The organism is Kitasatospora aureofaciens, assembly GCF_001188955.3.
GTDB lineage: Bacteria > Actinomycetota > Actinomycetes > Streptomycetales > Streptomycetaceae > Kitasatospora > Kitasatospora aureofaciens.
On sequence record NZ_JPRF03000016.1, the window covers coordinates 106,024 to 123,869 of the forward strand.

Genomic DNA, 17,846 nt, shown 5'->3' on the forward strand with positions numbered 1-17,846 from the left:
CGTCATCACCGGCTTGTGACGATCCCCGCACAGAGCGGTCGGCCGCCCCGCACGGACCAGGGGCCGCCCCGCACAGTCCCGGCGTCCGGGCCGCACAGTCCCAGACGGCCGCCCCGGACGCCGTGGGCCCCCGGTCCCGCGCCGCCGCAGCCGTACCGGTCACGCGCCGACCCCGGACGGGCCTCGGGCCCACACCCCCGGACGAACGCCGGGCCCGCGCTCCCGGACGGGGGGCACGGGCCCGGTGGTACCGCTGTCGGAGGGATCAGCCCTCGTCGGTGGCGGCGGCCTTGCCCGCGGCGGTCTTGCCGGCCGCGGCCTTCTTCGTGGCCGTCTTCTTCGCCGTCGCCGTCTTGGCGGTGGTGGTCTTCTTCGCGGCCGTCTTCTTGGCGGCGGTCTTGGTCGCCGCCGTCTTGGTGGTGGTCGTCTTCTTGGCCGCCGCCTTCTTCGCCGGGGCCTTCTTCGCCGCCTTCTTCACCGGCCCGCGGGCCCGCTTCTCGGCGAGCAGCTCGTAGCCGCGCTCCGGGGTGATGGTCTCGACGTCGTCGTCCTTGCGCAGCGTGGCGTTGGTCTCGCCGTCGGTCACGTACGGGCCGAACCGGCCGTCCTTGACCACCACCGGGCGCTCGCTGACCGGGTCGGTGCCCAGCTCCTTGAGCGGCGGGGCGGCGGCGGCCCGGCCGCGCTGCTTGGGCTGGGCGTAGATCGCCAGCGCCTCTTCGAGGGTGATCGTGAAGAGCTGGTCCTCGCTGGTGAGCGAGCGGGAGTCGGTGCCGCGCTTGAGGTACGGGCCGTAGCGGCCGTTCTGCGCGGTGATCTCCGCGCCCTCGGCGTCGGTGCCGACCACGCGCGGCAGCGAGAGCAGCCGCAGCGCGTCCTCCAGGGTGACGGTGTCCAGCGACATCGTCTTGAACAGCGAGGCGGTGCGCGGCTTGACCGCGTTCTTGCCGGTCTTCGGCGTGCCCTCGGGCAGGATCTCGGTCACGTACGGGCCGTAGCGGCCGTCCTTGGCGACCAGCATGTTGCCGGTGACCGGGTCCGGGCCGAGCTCGAAGTCGCCGCTGGGCTTGGCCAGCAGCTCCTCGGCCAGCTCGACGGTCAGCTCGTCCGGCGGCAGCTCGTCCGGGATGTCGGCGCGCTGGCCGGGCTCGCCCTCGACGGCGGAGGCGCGCTCGACGTACGGGCCGTAGCGGCCGACCCGCAGGGTGATGTCCTCGCTGATCCGGAACGAGCTGATCTCCCGGGCGTCGATCGCGCCGAGGTCGGTGACCAGCTCCTTCAGGCCGCCCAGGTGGTCGCCGTCGCCGTTGCCGGCCTCGGCGGCGGCACCGGCCGCGCCCTCGCCCTCGCCGAAGTAGAAGCGCTTCAGCCACGGCACGGACTGCGCCTCACCGGCGGCGATCCGGTCGAGGTCGTCCTCCATCTTGGCGGTGAAGTCGTAGTCGACCAGCCGGCCGAAGTGCTTCTCCAGCAGGTTAACCACGGCGAAGGAGAGGAAGGACGGGACGAGCGCCGTGCCCTTCTTGAACACGTACCTGCGCTGGATGATCGTGTCGATGATCGACGCGTAGGTGGAGGGACGGCCGATCTCCCGGTCCTCCAGCTCCTTGACCAGCGAGGCCTCGGTGTAGCGGGCCGGCGGCTTGGTGGCGTGGCCCTCCGGGGTGATCCGGTCGGCGGCCAGCGGGTCGCCCTGGGCGACCTGGGGCAGCCGGCGCTCGCGGTCGTCGAGCTCGGCGTTCGGGTCGTCGGCGCCCTCGACGTAGGCCTTGAGGAAGCCGTGGAAGGTGATGATCTTGCCGGAGGCGGAGAACTCGACGTCCCGGCCGTCGGCGGAGGCGCCGCCGACCCGGACGGTGACCGACTGGCCGACCGCGTCCTTCATCTGGGAGGCGACGGTGCGCATCCAGATCAGCTCGTACAGCCGGAAGTCGTCGCCGCTCAGCCCGGTCTCGGCGGGGGTGCGGAAGCGGTCGCCGGAGGGGCGGACGGCCTCGTGCGCCTCCTGGGCGTTCTTGACCTTGCTGGCGTAGGTGCGCGGGGCGTCCGGCAGGTAGTCCGCGCCGTAGAGCTGGGTGACCTGCGCGCGGGCGGCGGCGATCGCGGTGTCCGACAGGGTGGTGGAGTCGGTGCGCATATAGGTGATGAAGCCGTTCTCGTACAGCTTCTGGGCCACCTGCATGGTCCGCTTGGCGCCGAAGCCCAGCTTGCGGCTGGCCTCCTGCTGGAGCGTGGTGGTGCGGAACGGCGCGTACGGCGAGCGGCGGTAGGGCTTGGACTCGACGCTGCGGACGCTGAACGCGGTCTGCGCCAGGGCGGCGGCCAGCTGGCGGGCGGCCTGCTCGTCCAGGTGCAGGGTGTTGGTGCTGCCGGCCTTGAGCCGGCCGTCCGAACCGAAGTCACGGCCGCTGGCGATCCGCTTGCCGTCGACCGAGGCCAGCCGGGCGCCGAAGGTCTCCGGGTTGGCGGCGTCGGCCGGCGTGCGACCGGTGCCGAAGGTGCCGACCAGGTCCCAGTACGAGGCGGTGCGGAAGGCCATCCGCTCACGCTCCCGCTCGACCACCAGACGGGTCGCCACGGACTGCACCCGGCCCGCCGACAGCTTCGGCATGACCTTCTTCCACAGCACCGGCGAGACCTCGAAGCCGTAGAGGCGGTCGAGGATGCGGCGGGTCTCCTGGGCGTCGACCAGGCGCTGGTTCAGCTCGCGCGGGTTGGCCACCGCCTCCTGGATCGCCGTCTTGGTGATCTCGTGGAACACCATCCGGTGCACCGGCACCTTGGGCTTGAGCACCTGCTGGAGGTGCCACGCGATGGCCTCGCCCTCGCGGTCCTCATCGGTGGCGAGGAAGAGCTCGTCGGACTCCGCGAGCAGCGACTTCAACTTGCTGACCTGGGACTTCTTGTCCGCGTTGACCACGTAGATGGGCGCGAAGTCGTGGTCGACGTCCACTCCGAGGCGGCGCACCTCGCCGGTGTACTTGTCCGGCACCTCGGCCGCGGTGCTGGGCAGGTCGCGGATGTGCCCGACGCTCGCCTCGACGATGTAGCCGGGGCCAAGGTAGCCCTTGATCGTCTTCGCCTTGGCCGGCGACTCGACAATGACGAGTCGCTGTCCGTGCGCGGTCTCGCTGCTCGGGGACACCTTCGCTCTTCTCTCCCGGTCCTGATTGGCTGGTCGGCGCTGGCAGCACGGGCTGCGCTCCGCCCGACCCCTCCACCGTCCCGGGGTCGCCGCTGAACGACACCCCACCAGCGGAGTGTGACCGTACCCCGGCCACCCTTGTCAAACGGACGGATCCCGCTTTTTCGCTTGCCGCGCTCACCGACGCCACTCGAACGGTAACCCGATGACGGAGGTTCGCGCCCCGTGGAGGGGGGCTTCGGCAGGTTCCGGAGGATGGAATGACGGATTTCAAGATCTGTCAACGGATAAATCGGGGCGCTCGCGGTATGCGGTACTGCGCCCTCCGGATCACGCCGGGGCCTCAGCGGCCCAACGCGGCCAGAAGTCCGGCGCCCGCCACCAGACAGGCCGCGCCCAGTGCACCCCACAGCAGGTCGACGGCCGCCGCCCGGCCGGCCTCCCCGGCCGCCAGCACGGCCCGGCAGGGGCGGTCCGGGTCGTAGCAGATCCGCACCGGGGCGCCGGGGGCGAAACGCTCCGGCCGGCGCAGCGGGGTGTGCCCGCGCGGGCGGGTGAGCACGAGTTCGGCGATCCGGCCGGCCCCGGAGCGGTCCGCGCAACCCTCCGGCGACAGCACTGAGAAGGACAGCAGCGGCGCGCTGTCGAGCTGACCGTGCGCGTCGTTCTCGGCGACGACCGTGGCCACCGCCGACACCCCCCGGCGGCGCACCCAGTGGCGCAGGCGCACTTCGGCGGCGCACCACAGCAACAGCACGCCACCGAAGAGCGCGAGCACCAGCCCGCTCACGGCCGCCGTCGTCGTGTCCACCCCTGGCCCCCGGCTCCCCAGCTCTGTCCACAGCCTGTGGACAGAGCCTCACAGCAGCCGACCAACAGGGGGCGGCCGAGCGGGGACCACGGGGCGAACCTGGGGGCACCGGCAGGTGAACGGGGGGATCCGCAGCCTCACGCGGGGCCGTGGCGGCTCGAGGGAGCTGCCGGACGGGCCTGACCGGCCTGACCGGACCGGCCTGACCGGACCGGCCTTCGCCGGACGGGCCTTGCCGGGCAGGCCTCGCCGGAGCGGGCTTCACCGGGCCATACCGACCCGGCCTCAGCGAACCGGGCCTCAGCGAACCGGGTTGATGAACCCCTGCTCGGTCAGCAGCCGGAGCGACTCCGGCACCCGGTCCCGGAGCACGACCCGGTCCTCGCCCAGCAGGTGCGCGATGGCGTCCACGATCTCGCCCGCCGACAGCGTCCCGTCGCAGACCCCGACGAACCCGGCGCCGACGGTGTCCACCTTGGTGGCCCGCCGCATGCCCCTGTTGTGCCGCAGCACCACGTGCTCCGGGTCCTCCGCCCCCGGCGCGCCGACCTGCTCCTGCACCACCTCGTCGGCCAGCACGTAGCGGGCCGCGAGCAGGCCCGCGTCGTCGTGCGAGCGCAGGAAGTCCTGCCGGTCGAACCACTCGTCGATGTGCGGGCCGAGCGGCTGCTCCACCGGGTGCGGCCACTCCTCCACCCGTACGATCGGACGCTCGGCTCCGCCGGCCCGCAGGGTGATCCAGCCCATTCCGATGCCCTCGACCCGGCCCGCCTCGAAGGCGTCCAGCCACTCGCCGTACCGGGCCTGGTAGTCGCCGCCGGGACCGCGGTGGTCACCGCCGTCGCGCAGCCACAACTCGGCGTACTGGGCCACGTCCTGGACCTCGCGCTGAACGATCCACGCGTCCAGTCCGGTGCCCGCCACCCAGCCGGCCAGCCGCTCGCGCCAGTCCTCGCCCCTGACGTGCTGCCAGTTGGCGAGCAACTGGCAGTAGCCGCCCGGCTCCAGGTGCTCGGCGGCCGAGCGCACCAGACTGCGGCACAGGTCGTCCCCGGCCATGCCGCCGTCACGGTAGGTGAACCGGCCGGCTGGCGAGATGACGAACGGCGGGTTGGAGACGATCAGGTCGAACTTCCGCTCCCCGACCGGCTCGAAGAGGCTCCCGGTGAGCGCCTCGGTGTTCTCGAACCCGGACAGCGCCAGGGTCAGTTCGGTGAACCGCAGCGCGCGCGGGTTGAGGTCGGTGGCGGTGACGCTACGGGCGTGCCGGGCGGCGTGCAGCGCCTGCACCCCGGAGCCCGAACCGAGGTCCAGCGCGGCCCGGACGGGCCGGCGCACGGTGATGTTGGCCAGCGTCGTGGACGCCCCGCCGACCCCCAGCACCAGGTCCTTGCGGGACACCCCGTGCGCGGTCTCGCCGGAGCCGATCCCACCCGCGCCGCCCACCGCGCACCCCAGGTCGGAGACCACCCAGGCATCCGAACTCGGGAGCCCGGCCACCTCGTTGGCGTACGGCCGAACGTCCACCGTGGCGCGCACCAGATCGCCGTCCGGGCGCAGCCAGCCGTCCGCCAGGCAGTCCTCCACCGGTAGCGCGGCGGCCGCCGCCTTGTACGGCACCGGCTGCTGCAGCAGGAACAGCCGCACCAGGGTCTCCAGCGGGGTGCCGCCGCGCGTCGCACGCAGTGCCGGAACGGCCTCGCTACGGGCCAACGCCGCGTAGCCGGTGGGCCCCAGCAGGTCCAGGCACCCATCGGCGGTGAACGAGGCGGCCAGCAGCGCCTCGCGCAGCTTGGCCAGACGGGTCGGGTCGAGAACGGGGCTACTGATCACCCCGCCATTGTCCCCCGGTCCACCCCGCCCCGGCCCCACCGGCCCACCAGTCCACACGGAACGGGCGAGGGCCCGCCCTCGGCCGGTCCCGGCCCGCTACAGGCTTGTCCGGGCCGGCGCGCGGTCGGTCCGCCACCGGGGGGCGGGCCAATCACCACCTCGCCCCGGGCCAGGGGGCCCCACCCCTCAGCAGGAGCGCGCCCTCACCCACACGCCCCCTGCCACGGCTGAGTCCCCCACCGTCCGGACCGGAACACCGACCGCGAACGCAGGCGCCGGGGCCGAGGTCGGATCCGGGCCCGGGTCCGGGTCTGGGTCAGGGTCTGGGTCAGGGTCCGGGGAAGGCCGTTCCCTTGAACGGCCCCGGCCCCTGCTGCTTCCCTGACCTTCCCCGCCTTCCTCCCCCGCTTCTCCGCGCCCTCGATCAGCTCGCGCTGGGTGCCGGAGTGGCCGGGGTCGTGGCCGAGGCCGCCGGGGTGGTGGAGGCGCCCGCCGAGGGGGTGGCCGCCGGGCTCGCGGTGTCCGTCGCGCCCGGCGCGGGGGTACCGCTGGGGGCGCCTGCCGAGGCGGAGGCACCGGCGCTCGGGCTCGCGCTCGCGCCCCCGGTGGCCGGGGAACCGCCGGCACGGCCGCTCGCCCCGGCGCTCGGGGTCGTCTGGGTGGGCTTGCAGCCCTCCTGCTTGGCCATCGCCGCGCCCAGGTCGCCGCGTTGCAGCTTGGCCTGCGCCTGCGTGGACAGCGAGGACAGCTGCTGCAGCCGGTCGGCGACGCTGTGCAGCCCGTCCGCGAACTTCGCCTGGTCGTTGTTGGGCAGCGCGTCCAGCTTCTTCTGGACGTCCAGGTAGCCGTCGGACGCCTTCTTCAGCTCGTCGACGGTGTTCTTCTGCAGCGCCGCTCCGTTGTCCACCTTGGGCACACCGGCCGCGTCGATGGCGGCCCCGATGTCCTGGTTGGTCTTGGCGAGTCGCCCGATGTCCGTCGAGAGCCGCTTCTGCAGGTCGGCCGGGGACTCGCCGGTCTTCACCTGGCCGGTGTCGGCGAGGGCGGTCTGTGCCTGGGCGATCGGGTCCTTGGCCGCACCGCAGACGTTCGACGCCCAGGACTCCAGCTGCTTGCTGTTGTCGTCGCCGCCGCAGCCGACGGCTCCGAACGCGAGCAGCACGCCGAGGGCGGGTACGGCCAGCAGTCGCTTGTTCACCGGGAGAAGCCTTTCGGTTTCGGTCGTCTTCGGTCGTCGAACCTACACGGCCGTCACCAGGCGCCCGGTTCCCGCCCGCTCGACTGCCGGGCACCTCGGCTGCGCCGCTGCTCGGCTCCCGGATCGTCCCTGCCCGAACTCCCACCCCGGCCCGCTCAGAGCACGCCCCCGCCGCCGCTCAGGCCCGCTCGACCCTGATCGGACCGCCCGGCCGGACGGTGCGCAGCACCTGGGCGTCCCCGTCCAACGCGCCGAGGACGTTGCAGGGACTGGCCAGTCGGCACTCGCCCTCGTGCGAGATCGGGGTCGGGCCGTACGGCAGGGCGAGGCTCTAGCCATCGGTCCAGAACGCGACCGTGCCCGGCTCGACGCCCTGCCGGGCGCCGTCCTCGCGCGGCGCGCTGACGGGCGTGCGGAAGTAGACCTCCTCGCCCCAGGGGCCGGTCGTCGAACTGATCGGCAGCCTGGGCCAGAGTGCCTCGGTGGTGGGGGTGGCCGACAGCGTGGCGGTGGCCTGCCCGGCCGGCCACAGGATGCGTATGTGCTTCCTCTTCCGCGACTGGTCCGATCGAGGATCGGACCCGGTCGTGCCGGAAGCAGCGAACCGCCAGGCTCAACAATCTGTCAACGACTGCCCGGAGGGCGGGAACGCCGGAGGGCACGAGGCCGGAAGGCGGAACGCCGGAAGGAATCCCGGGCGCCGCCGGGAAGCGGTCCACGGACCGCGACGAGGTCGGAGAGGTCAGACCGCGACAGAGGCGGCCGAGACCGGCCAGCTCATCCGGATCACGCCACCGTCGGCACCCTTGGTGACCTCCAGGTCCTCGACCAGACCGGTGATCACAGCGAGGCCCAGGGTGTCGTCGTCCGGGTCGCCGCCCTCGGCGGCACCGGGGGCCGGGACCGCAGCGGGGCCCGCTTCGTCCTCGACCTCGATGAGGAAACGCTTCTCCTGGTCGGTCAGCGCGACCCGCACCGTGCCGCCGATGCCACCACGCTGGTGCAGGCCGACCGCACGCGAGCACGCCTCACCGACCGCGAGCCGCACCTCGTCGAGCACCGACTCGTCGACCCCGGCCCGTCTGGCGACGGCCGCGGCGACCAGCCTGGCCGTCCGCACGTGCTCGGGAAGCGCGCTGAATCGAAGTTCGACGGTTGCCATCTCTCCCCCTCGGGGTGCTCCGACCGGAGCCGACGGTGCGGCCCCGCGGGGCCGGCACTCGACCGGCCCTGAGGCGTCCGGGGAACACGGGTCCTCATACGGGCCCCTGCGCCCCGGACGCGTTGGAACGGGCGGGCCGACCACGTGGACCGGCCCGGACGCGTCAGTCGGTCGCGGAGACCGCGTCGTCCACCGAGGTGTGGATCGGGAAGACCTTGGTCAGACCGGTGATCCGGAAGATCTTGAGAATACGCTCCTGGTTGCACACCAGGCGCAGCGAGCCCTCGTGGGCACGTACCCGCTTCAGGCCACCGACCAGCACGCCCAGACCGGTCGAGTCGAGGAAGTCAACGCCCTCCATGTCGACGACGAGGTGGTACTTGCCGTCGTTGACGAGCTCGACCAGCTGCTCCCGCAGCTTCGGGGCGGTGTACACATCGATCTCGCCGCCAACCTCGACGACCGTACGATCGCCGACTGCGCGGGTCGACAGGGACAGGTCCACGGAACCTCCAGCACCTTGCCTTGCTACGTCATGTGCGATCCTCGGCCGGACGGCCGCCACCGCATGGTCGCGAGCCCGGGCACGCCAAGCCAACGCGTGGCAAGCCTCAGCGCTGCGACCCACGGCCGTACGGCCGTCACGGCCACATTCAACCACCTGCGACCATGCCCGCACGATGGCTTACGACGATTCTGCGTCACGCCGGTGACACACTGGGTCCTCATGCCGCCCCGACACAGCCTGCCCGAGGCACTGCTCACGACCCTGTCCACCAGTCGGGGCCGGGCCGATCGGCTCACCCATACGGAGCACCTTCCCGCCCGACCTGCGCGTTATTCACCGTGGCCCGACTCGATCCGACCGGAGATCGTCGCCTCGGCCCGGGACATCGGGGTGGAACAGCCCTGGGCGCACCAGGCAGAAGCGATGAACCTGGCCAAAACCGGCCAGACTGTGGTCATCGCCACAGGCACCGCCTCGGGCAAGTCGCTGGGCTATTTGGCGCCCGTGCTCAGCGATCTGCTGGAGGGCACCGAGGCCCGCAACGGCCGCGGCGCCACCGCGCTCTACCTGGCTCCGACCAAGGCGCTGGCCGCCGACCAGCGCCGCCGCGCCGCCGAACTCGCCCCGCCGAGGGTCCGGGCAGCCCTGTACGACGGCGACACCCCGCCGGAGGAGCGCGAATGGGTGCGCCAGTACGCCTCCTACGTGCTCACCAACCCGGACATGCTGCACCGGGGCATCCTGCCCGCGCACGCCCGCTGGGCCTCCTTCCTCAAGGCGCTGCGCTACGTGGTCGTGGACGAGTGCCACAGCTACCGGGGCGTGTTCGGCTCGCACGTCGCCCAGGTGCTGCGGCGGCTGCGCCGCATCTGTGCCCGTTACGGTTCGTCACCCGCATTCCTGCTCGCCTCCGCCACCACCGCCGACCCGGCCGTGACCGCCCGGCGGCTGACCGGCCTGCCCGCCGTGGCCGTCACCGAGGACGCCTCGCCGCGCGGGCCCATGGTCTTCGGCCTCTGGGAGCCGCCGCTGACCGAGAACGTCGGCGAGCACGGCGCCCCGGTACGCCGCACCGCCACCGCCGAGGCCGCGCACCTGCTGACCGACCTGGTCGAACGGCAGACCCGGACCGTCGTGTTCGTCCGCTCCCGCCGCGCCGCCGAACTCGTCGCGCTGCAGGCCCAGGACCAGCTCGGCCGGCCGCTCGCCGAGCGGGTGGCCGCCTACCGCGGCGGCTACCTCGCCGACGAACGCCGGGCCCTGGAGCGCGACCTGCACTCCGGCCGACTGCTCGGACTCGCCTCCACCTCCGCTCTCGAACTCGGCGTCGACATCTCCGGACTCGACGCCGTCCTGATGGCCGGTTACCCCGGCACCCGGGCCTCGCTCTGGCAGCAGGCGGGCCGGGCGGGGCGTGAGGCCCAGGGCGCATTGGCCGTCCTGATCGCCCGGGACGATCCGCTGGACACCTACCTGGTGCACCACCCGGAGGCGCTGTTCGCGACGCCCGTCGAGGCCACCGTGCTCGACCCCGACAACCCGCACGTGCTCGCCCCGCACCTGTGTGCGGCGGCGGCCGAACTCCCGCTCACCGACGACGACCTGGAGCTGTTCGGCCCCTCCACCGCACCACTGCTGCCGGTGCTGGAGCGGCGCGGCCTGCTGCGCCGGCGCGCCGACGGCTCCTGGTACTGGACCCGCCGGGAGCGCGCCGCCGACGCCGTCGACCTGCGCGGGAGCGGCGGCAGCCCGGTGCAGATCGTCGAGGCCGACACCGGCCGGCTGCTCGGCACGGTGGACGCCGCGGCCGCCCACACCACCGTGCACACCGGGGCCGTCCACCTCCACCAGGGACGCACCTACCTGGTCCGGGAACTCGATCTGGAGGACTCGGTCGCCCTGGTCGAACCGGCCGACCCGCCGTACACGACGGCCGCCCGTGACATCACCTCCATCTCCGTCCTTGACACCGACACCACCGTCCAGTGGGGCGAGGGCCGGCTCAGCTTCGGCTCGGTGGAGGTGGTCAACCAGGTGGTCGGCTACCTCCGCAAGCGGATCTCCACCGGGGAGATCATGGGCGAGAGCAAGCTCGACCTCCCGCCCCGCACCCTGCGCACCCGCGCGGTCTGGTGGTCCGTCACCGAGGACCAGCTGCTCGACGCGGACCTCCCGCTCGACCGGCTGCCCGGCGCCGCCCACGCCGCCGAACACGCCTCGATCGGCCTGCTGCCGCTGTTCGCCACCTGCGACCGGTGGGACATCGGCGGCGTCTCCGTCCCGTTGCACCCCGACACCGGGCTGCCCACGGTGTTCGTCTACGACGGCCACCCGGGCGGGGCCGGCTTCGCCGAACGCGGCTTCCAGCGGGCCGTCCCGTGGCTCACCGCCACCCGCGCCGCAATCGCCTCCTGCGAGTGCGAACGCGGCTGCCCGTCCTGCGTCCAGTCGCCCAAGTGCGGCAACGGTAACGACCCACTGGACAAGGCGGCAGCCGTCCGGCTGCTCGACGTCCTACTGGCCGGGGCGCCGGGGACCGGCTCCGCAGCGGGCCCGGACGGTGGAGCGCCGGCCGCTTCATGACCCTGCCGCCGCACCGCTCGTGCTGCTCGGAACACCGCCGGGACCTGCACCGGCACCGCCATCCGCACCCGGGCCAGCACCGGAGCCGGCACCAGCGCCGCCCTCGGCCGCGGTGACCGTAGCCCGAAGCGGTCCGGCCCGGGCCCTCGCCCGCACCGGGCCGACCGGCAGCCGCAGCGGGAGCCCGCCCACCGACACCTCGGCCACCACCTCGACGGCGTCCGCCGAGCGGTCCACCGTGCAGGACGCCAGAGCCGCGCCCTGCGTCGCGGCGATCCCGGCGGCCCGAGCGCAGCCGCCGTCCGGATCCAGCAGCAGCCGGTCCGCTGCCGCGAGGGCTGCCAGGTCGGCGGCCGACTCGGCCCGGTGCCGGGCGGCCACCACCGCACCGACCGCGATCGTCGCGGTGAAGGCCACCGTGCCCAGCATCGCCAGGGCGAGCAGCCAGACCGTCGCCGAGCCCGCGTCCGCCCCGTACCCGTGCCGGCCGGCCGCAGCGGCCCGGGCGGTGCGGACTCGCTCCAGCCGCTCCACCGGCCACCGGCGGCCGGTCAGGCGGGCCACGAGCCACCACCTCCCTCCGCGGTGCCACCCAGTACGTCCTCCCGGGCGGCCACGGCCATCGCGCCGACCCGCACCGCGAGCAGACCGCCCAGCCGGCCCGGCCCCGCGCACGGGGCGTCCACGTCGACCCGCACCGTGTCCGCCGCGACCGCCAGCCGTACCCGCGCTCCCGGCGGCGCCGCCGCGCGGGCGAGTTCGACGGCGTCCGTCTCCCCGCGCGCGGCCGCCCTGGCACCGATCCGGGCCGCGTCCACGCAGGTGATCTGCGCGGCCGCCGCGAGTACGCCCCAGATCAGCATCGCCGCGAGCAGGACGAGCGCCGGCAGCACCACCGCCGTCTCCGCCGTGACGAAGCCACCGTCCCCGCGCCGCGCCGACCGCACCGCCTGGCGCTGTGCCGCCGCCGAGCTCCCGCAACGCCCGTCGGCCGCTCGGAGGACGGGCGCAGCACGGGGCCTCGGCCTGCCCCTACGTCGCATGGAGTGCCCGTTCCAGCATCTCGGTCAGCGCCCCGGTGATGGCCGTGCTGGTCACCACCTTGTAGAGCCCGGCGGCAAGGGCGCACGCGCCCAGCGTTCCCACTGCGTATTCGGCGGTGGTCATTCCGGCGTCCGACCGGCCCCGGCGCCGGACCGTCCGGCGCAGCCGGCCCTCGGCCCCGCGACTCCTCCGTCGCCATCCCCCGAGCAACTGCCGAAGCGGCTGTCCGGTCCCGGCCTTGATCATCATCACTGCGGTCATCGTTCTCTCCTGTCTGGAGTTTTCTTCCGGTTTCGTTCCGGTCTTTCCCGTGACTCCGGCGGCGCGGGAGCCGACGTCCACTCACATCGCCTGGGCGAAGCGGCTGGTGAGGCCGATCACCACCGGCACCACGCCGATCAGGACGAAGGCCGGGAGGAAGCAGAGCCCGAGTGGCGCGGTGGCGAGCACCGCGGCCCGGCGGACCCGGGTGTGGGCCGCCCGCGCGGCCGCTGTCCGCTGTGCCTGGGCCAGTCCGATCAGCGGACCGGCCACAGGGGCCCCGCCGAGGCTCGTCCGGACCAGGCAGCGTGCCAGCGGGGCCAGTGCGGGGTGCTGTTCACCCAGCCTGGTCCAGCACAGTTCCGGCGGTGCGCCCAGGGCCAGTTCGGCTCCGATCGCCACCAGCCTGGGCCCCAGCGGTGCGCCCACACTCCGGCCCACCGCCGACACCGCCACCGAGGGCAGTGCCGCCGATCCGAGGCAGGCCGCCAACAGCTCAGCGCCCAGTGGGAGTTGCCTGGTCAGCAGTTCCTCCTCCAGCGCCGCCCGGCGATCCGTCGGCGAACGGGCCCGAGCCGACCAGCGGTGGACCCCCGCCGCTGCCAGTCCCCCGGCCACGACGCCGACGACATCCCCGACCAGCACCGCCACCGCCAGCCCGGCGCCGACCGCCGAGACCAATCGCCGCAGAGGACCAAGCCCTGGACGTCTCGGGCTCGTTCGCCGTCGCTCCGCGCCCCGCTCAGGCGCCCAGGCGAACGCTCGCCGCCCGGCCGTACGCCGCAACGTCCCCACCGTCATGGCGGCCGCCGTCACCGCCGCCGCAGCGAGGGGCCCGGCCGCGATCCATCCGGGGCCTCGCATTACGCCACCCCCGCTCCGGTACCGAGCGCCCGCGCCTGCAGCGGTCCTCGACGCCCGTCACCGCCTCCACCAGGCCACTCAGCGCCCTGCGGGGCTTCCAGCGCGCCCCGGGCCGCCACCCGGACGATGCGGGCCGTCCAGAGCACCCCTAGACCCTCCAGAGCCGCACCCGCCGCAAGGCAGCCCAGTCCGGCCGAGGTGTGCAGCAGGACCTCCAGCGGGCGTGCCCCTAGCCCACTGCCCAGGAGCAGGCCCGCGCCCGGCAGGGCGGCCAGGACCGCGATCGTCGTACGCGGGCCGGCCAGCTCCCCGGCGATCTCCTCCGCCAACTCCCGTTCACCGCGCAGCGCCTCGGCGACCCGGTCCAGCGCCGCGGCCAGCCCCGATCCGCCGTCGGAGGCGACCCGCCAACAGGCCGCGATCGCCGCCGCCCCGCTGCCACCTGGCAGTTCGGCCAGCAACAGGAGCGCGGCGGGAACGTCCCCGCCGTACCGGCCCGCGGCCAACCGGGCCACCGGTTCGGCTCCGAGCCGGCGCAGCCCCTCCGGATCCGCGGCGAGCCGCGCGGTGACCAGGTGCAGCGCCTGCTCCGGCGTCGCGCCGCTGCGCAACTCCCCGGCCAGCGCGGCGCAGAGCTCCACCACCGCCGCAGCCCGCTGCCCGGCCTCCGCGGCCAGGCGCCGCCGCAGCCGCCACCGCCGCAACGGAAGGACGGCCAGTGCGGCCGCGAGCACCGGTACCGGCGAGTCGGTGGCCCGGCCGAAGGCCAACCCCGCAGGCAGGACCAACAGTTCGGGGACCAGCAGTCCCGGAAACCGAGCCCAGCCCCGTCGTTCCGCCTGCGGGCCCGGCCCGTACACCGGGGGCCCACTGCCCGCCAGCACCAGTCTGGAGCGCCGCCCGCCCGGCAACTGTTCCTGGACGGCACGCCACCCGGCGACGGTCAGCAGGCAGAGCACCGTCGCCCAGCAGAACCCGATCTGTTCCTGCGTCACCTCACTCACCTCCACGTCATCGCCTCTTCCGGCCGCAAGACCGGAGCAGCACCAGGGCACCCGTCGCGCACCCGGCCAGCAGCAGCACGAACCCGATCTCGACCAACCGCAGCTCCCGTGCCGCCTGGGCCGCCGACGCCATCGACACCGACGTGGTCAGCGCCGACACCGCCGCCGCGCTCATGGCGCCACCGCCTCGAGGACCACTCCGCGCGCCGCCAGCAGCCTGACCAGTCGCTCCCAGCCCGCCCCGGGCACCAAGCCACCCGCCGGGGGGAACTCCACCGCCGGGATGGTCACGGCCAGCCCGTCGCGGTCCCCGGCCAGGGTGTGGATCTCCGCCACCCGGCGGCGCCCCGAGCCCGGATCCCGGACCAGGTGCACCACCACGTCGAGCGCGGCGCGCAGTTGGCTGTGCAGCGCCGGCCGGTCGAGCCCGGCGAGCGAGCCCAGTGCCTCCAGCCGGACCGGCACGTCCGCCGCCGTATTGGCGTGGACGGTGCCGCAGCCGCCTTCGTGCCCGGTGTTGAGCGCGGCCAGCAGGTCCGACACCTCGGCTCCGCGCACCTCGCCGATCACCAGCCGGTCGGGGCGCATCCGCAGCGCCTGCCGGACGAGGTCCCGCAGGGTGAACTCGCCCAGCCCCTCCTGGTTCGGCGGTCGGCTCTGCAGCCGAACCACGTGCGGGTGGGCCGGGCGCAGCTCGGCGGAGTCCTCGGCGACCACGATCCGTTCGTCCGGACCGACCAGGGCGAGCAGCGCCGCGAGCAGCGTCGTCTTGCCCGAACCCGTACCGCCGGAGACCAGCAGCGACAGCCGGGCCCGCACGATGCCGGCCAGCAGCTCGGTGCCCTCCGGCGGCAGCGCTCCGCCCGCCGTCAACTCGTCGAGCGTGAACGGCCGGGGTCGGCAGACCCGCAGCGAGATGTGCGTGCAGCCGGTCGCGATCGGCGGCAGCACCGCATGCAGTCTGGTGCCGTCGGGCAGCCGGGCGTCCACCCAGGGCCGGGCGTCGTCCAGGCGCCGCCCGGCCGCGGTGGCCAGCCGGTGGGCCAGCCGCCGGACCGCCTCGGCGTCGGCGAACCGGATTCCGGTGGCCCGGTGCAGGCCGCCGCCACGGTCGACCCACACCTCCTCCGGACCGTTCACCAGCACGTCCGTGACGTCCGGCGCCGCCAGCAGCCGCTCCAGCGGGCCCGCACCCACCAGTTCGGCGCGCAGCGAGCGCACGGTGTCCAGCACCTCGTCCCCGCCGAGCGGCGGCCGGGTGGCACGCAGCACGGCCGCGACCGATCCCGCCGTCGGGGCGGCCCCCGACTCGGCGAGCCGCAGCCGCACCGCGTCCACCAGCTCCGCCGTCCGCTCCTCGCGGGCCGTCCGGCCGTACGGGCAGGGCCCGTGATCGGCCGACGGCGGCCCGCCGGGCGGCGGCACGCTCCGGAGCGGCCGGTGCTCCCGCGCACCGTCGCCCGGGCCCGGGGCACCGCCTCGAAGACCTGTTCTGCGCAGGCGGACCATCAGTACACACCTCCTCCGACCGCCGACACCGGCGGTAGCACTTCGTTCAGGAAGGTCGCGCAGAAGCGCGCGAGTGGGCCGCCGTCCCGCATCCCGGGCGGCACGCCCTTCTCGACGTCCTCGGCCAGGCCCGGCTCCGGTTCCAATTCCCCGGCCAGCTCCAGTCGCAGCCCGCGGGCGATCCGGTGTGCCGGGAGCCCGCTGGCCCGCACCGGCCGGACCACGGCCCGGACGTCCCCGAGTCGCATCCGGGCCGCCGAAGCGACCCGGTCGGCGGCCGCCACGGCGCGCAGCTCGGCCGGGACCACCAGCAGCGCCAGGTCGGACTGCTGCAGCGCCTGTCCGGCGGCCGCGTCGAGATGACGGGGCACGTCGACGACCACCAACCCGCCGCGTCGCCGGGCGGCGGCCAGCACGCTGCGCATGGCTTCCGGCGGCACAGTCAGGGTGTCGCCGCGGTCCCAGGACAGGCAGGACAGCGCGGAGAGCCGTTTGAGGGCCGGCAGCGCCCGGGCCAGCTCGGCCCCGCTGACCCGTCCGCGCGCACCGGCCAGGTCGGGCCAGCGCAGACCGCGCGCCGTCTCCCCGCCGAGCAGGACGTCCAGACCCCCGCCCAGCGGATCACCATCGAGGAGCATCGTCCGCCGCCCCGTCCGTGCGGCCGTGACAGCGAGGGCGCAGGCCAGCGTGGAGGCCCCGGCGCCGCCCCGGCCGCCGAGCACGGCGACGGTGACCGCCGGCGAACCGACGCCCTCGGCCGCGTCCGCGATCCGGTCCAGCAGCCAGGCCTCGGCGTCGGGCAGGAACAGCACGTGCTCGGCGCCCAGTTGGACGGCCCTGACCCACACCCCGGGATCGTCGAGGTCCAGCCCGAGCAGCAGCACCCCGGCGCGCCTGCCCAGCCCCGCGCAGCGCTCCGCCTGGTCATCCCCGACCAGGACCAACGGGGCGGCGTCCCACAGCTCGCGCGGCGGCGGCGCGCCCCTGATCAGCCTGGGTTCGGTGCCCGCCGCCGCACAGAGCCGCAGCAGGTGCTCGGCCAGGCCCTCGTCCGCGGTGACCACGAGCGGCCCAGCGGCCGCGGGGCCTTCGGCGGTGACGTGGTCGGCAATCGGCGTCGACATGGTGTTCTCCCCTCTGCGCCGCGGCCACCGGGGTGGCCACGACGCGCGTCGGACGGTTCCGACGGACGGCCGCCGGGCGGGCCTCTGGAAGAAGGGGGGATGAGGCCCTGCCCGGCGACCGCCGCCGACCATCACGGTGGGGGGAGATCCGGATTCCGTCATCCACGTTCCGATTGCCTGTGGATAACTCGGGGGCTGTGGATGAAAACGTTCACCCGGGCGGGGGGCTATTCGTCGAAGAATTGACGAAAGGGGATCACGGAGATGAACCGGCTCTCCGCCGCCCCGAGGCCGACCGCCTTCCGGACGCCCACGCGCCGGCTCTTCCGCACCCCGTCGTAGCGGCCCGCGGCACAGCTCGAAACGAGCGCGCGCGCCGCGCCCGCCATGAGCAAACGGCAACGCAGAGTGACGAAAGGTGGTGGACAGACGGAGCTGTCGACACCCCCTGCACACCGCCGACGAGGCCCTGCGGAAGCTGCGGCAACGGGCCTTCAAGCCCTGAAAACGGCCCCGGACGTGCGACGACCCCCGCCGGGGGGGAGAGCGGGGGTCGTCTATCCACAGCCCGACTCGGGGGGGAGGAGCCGGACCGGGTTAGCACGGTCGCGAACGATCCGTGACTTCCATGGTGTACCCGAGCGGCCAGAAACACAAACCCGCACGCCCGCGAGTACACCGAATGGCGGGGTGTTTTGTGGCTCCCTCTATCCTCGGTTCCCGTGGACACCACCGAGAACGCCGACGACCACGCCGACGAGTCCCAGGGCGGCCCCACCGGGCCCGACGAGCCGACCGCA

15 protein-coding genes and 1 pseudogene are annotated in these 17,846 nt (G+C 74.2%); 1 reads left to right on the forward strand and 15 read right to left on the reverse strand.

Annotated elements, in window-relative coordinates; all coding sequences use genetic code 11:
* Nucleotides 1-265: 265 nt before the first annotated feature.
* From topA to bldG, 7 genes and pseudogenes are all read right to left on the reverse strand, one after another.
* Entirely contained in the window at nt 266-3,145 is a 2,880-nt protein-coding gene (gene topA, locus HS99_RS09425) for a type I DNA topoisomerase (protein ID WP_030289386.1), read from the reverse strand.
* Between the two features lie 343 nt (nt 3,146-3,488).
* Complete coding sequence (locus tag HS99_RS09430) at nt 3,489-3,956, reverse strand: DUF3592 domain-containing protein (RefSeq protein WP_030289388.1); 468 nt, start codon at nt 3,954-3,956, stop codon at nt 3,489-3,491.
* A 300-nt stretch (nt 3,957-4,256) separates the two neighbouring features.
* Nucleotides 4,257-5,789 (reverse strand): DUF7059 domain-containing protein, encoded by a 1,533-nt coding sequence (locus HS99_RS09435; RefSeq protein ID WP_030289390.1) that lies wholly within the window; start codon nt 5,787-5,789, stop codon nt 4,257-4,259.
* Nucleotides 5,790-6,213: 424 nt separating this feature from the next.
* The gene (locus HS99_RS42380) at nt 6,214-6,987 is read right to left on the reverse strand and encodes a hypothetical protein (RefSeq protein WP_050366704.1); all 774 of its coding nucleotides are present in this window, start codon (nt 6,985-6,987) and stop codon (nt 6,214-6,216) included.
* 178 nt (nt 6,988-7,165) lie between these two features.
* Nucleotides 7,166-7,528, reverse strand: a pseudogene (locus HS99_RS40880) (cyclophilin-like fold protein).
* 201 nt (nt 7,529-7,729) lie between these two features.
* Nucleotides 7,730-8,149: an ATP-binding protein gene (locus tag HS99_RS09445; protein ID WP_030556797.1), complete on the reverse strand. Its 420-nt coding sequence runs from the start codon at nt 8,147-8,149 to the stop codon at nt 7,730-7,732.
* Nucleotides 8,150-8,312: 163 nt separating this feature from the next.
* Complete coding sequence (gene bldG / locus HS99_RS09450) at nt 8,313-8,654, reverse strand: anti-sigma factor antagonist BldG (RefSeq protein WP_030289397.1); 342 nt, start codon at nt 8,652-8,654, stop codon at nt 8,313-8,315.
* A gap of 222 nt (nt 8,655-8,876) precedes the next feature.
* Here bldG and HS99_RS09455 point away from each other — a divergent pair, with 222 nt between their 5' ends.
* The gene (locus HS99_RS09455; protein WP_072654991.1) at nt 8,877-11,240 is read left to right on the forward strand and encodes a DEAD/DEAH box helicase; all 2,364 of its coding nucleotides are present in this window, start codon (nt 8,877-8,879) and stop codon (nt 11,238-11,240) included.
* On the opposite strand, the gene HS99_RS09460 is transcribed toward HS99_RS09455, so the two are convergent.
* The 8 genes from HS99_RS09460 to ssd all read right to left on the reverse strand — a co-directional run bounded on the left by HS99_RS09460 (nt 11,235) and on the right by ssd (nt 17,046).
* On the reverse strand, nt 11,235-11,804 hold the full coding sequence (locus HS99_RS09460; RefSeq protein WP_050366703.1) for an Rv3654c family TadE-like protein: 570 nt from the start codon (nt 11,802-11,804) through the stop codon (nt 11,235-11,237). The genes HS99_RS09455 and HS99_RS09460 overlap by 6 nt on opposite strands.
* On the reverse strand, nt 11,792-12,187 hold the full coding sequence (locus HS99_RS09465) for a TadE family type IV pilus minor pilin (RefSeq protein ID WP_030289403.1): 396 nt from the start codon (nt 12,185-12,187) through the stop codon (nt 11,792-11,794). The genes HS99_RS09460 and HS99_RS09465 overlap by 13 nt, the downstream gene beginning before the upstream one ends.
* A gap of 85 nt (nt 12,188-12,272) precedes the next feature.
* On the reverse strand, nt 12,273-12,545 hold the full coding sequence (locus tag HS99_RS48110) for a DUF4244 domain-containing protein (RefSeq protein ID WP_234355171.1): 273 nt from the start codon (nt 12,543-12,545) through the stop codon (nt 12,273-12,275).
* Nucleotides 12,546-12,626: 81 nt separating this feature from the next.
* Complete coding sequence (locus tag HS99_RS45780; RefSeq protein ID WP_043389450.1) at nt 12,627-13,226, reverse strand: type II secretion system F family protein; 600 nt, start codon at nt 13,224-13,226, stop codon at nt 12,627-12,629.
* Between the two features lie 182 nt (nt 13,227-13,408).
* Entirely contained in the window at nt 13,409-14,404 is a 996-nt protein-coding gene (locus HS99_RS47705; RefSeq protein WP_078938825.1) for a type II secretion system F family protein, read from the reverse strand.
* Nucleotides 14,405-14,420: 16 nt separating this feature from the next.
* On the reverse strand, nt 14,421-14,588 hold the full coding sequence (locus tag HS99_RS44725; RefSeq protein WP_157846627.1) for a hypothetical protein: 168 nt from the start codon (nt 14,586-14,588) through the stop codon (nt 14,421-14,423).
* A complete protein-coding gene (locus tag HS99_RS09485; RefSeq protein ID WP_223886038.1) occupies nt 14,585-15,838 on the reverse strand; it encodes a TadA family conjugal transfer-associated ATPase in 1,254 nt (417 codons plus the stop codon). The genes HS99_RS44725 and HS99_RS09485 overlap by 4 nt, the downstream gene beginning before the upstream one ends.
* An 83-nt stretch (nt 15,839-15,921) precedes the next feature.
* Nucleotides 15,922-17,046, reverse strand: coding sequence for a septum site-determining protein Ssd (ssd, locus tag HS99_RS09490; protein ID WP_030556783.1), 1,125 nt, complete (start codon nt 17,044-17,046; stop codon nt 15,922-15,924).
* Nucleotides 17,047-17,846 lie beyond the last annotated feature (800 nt).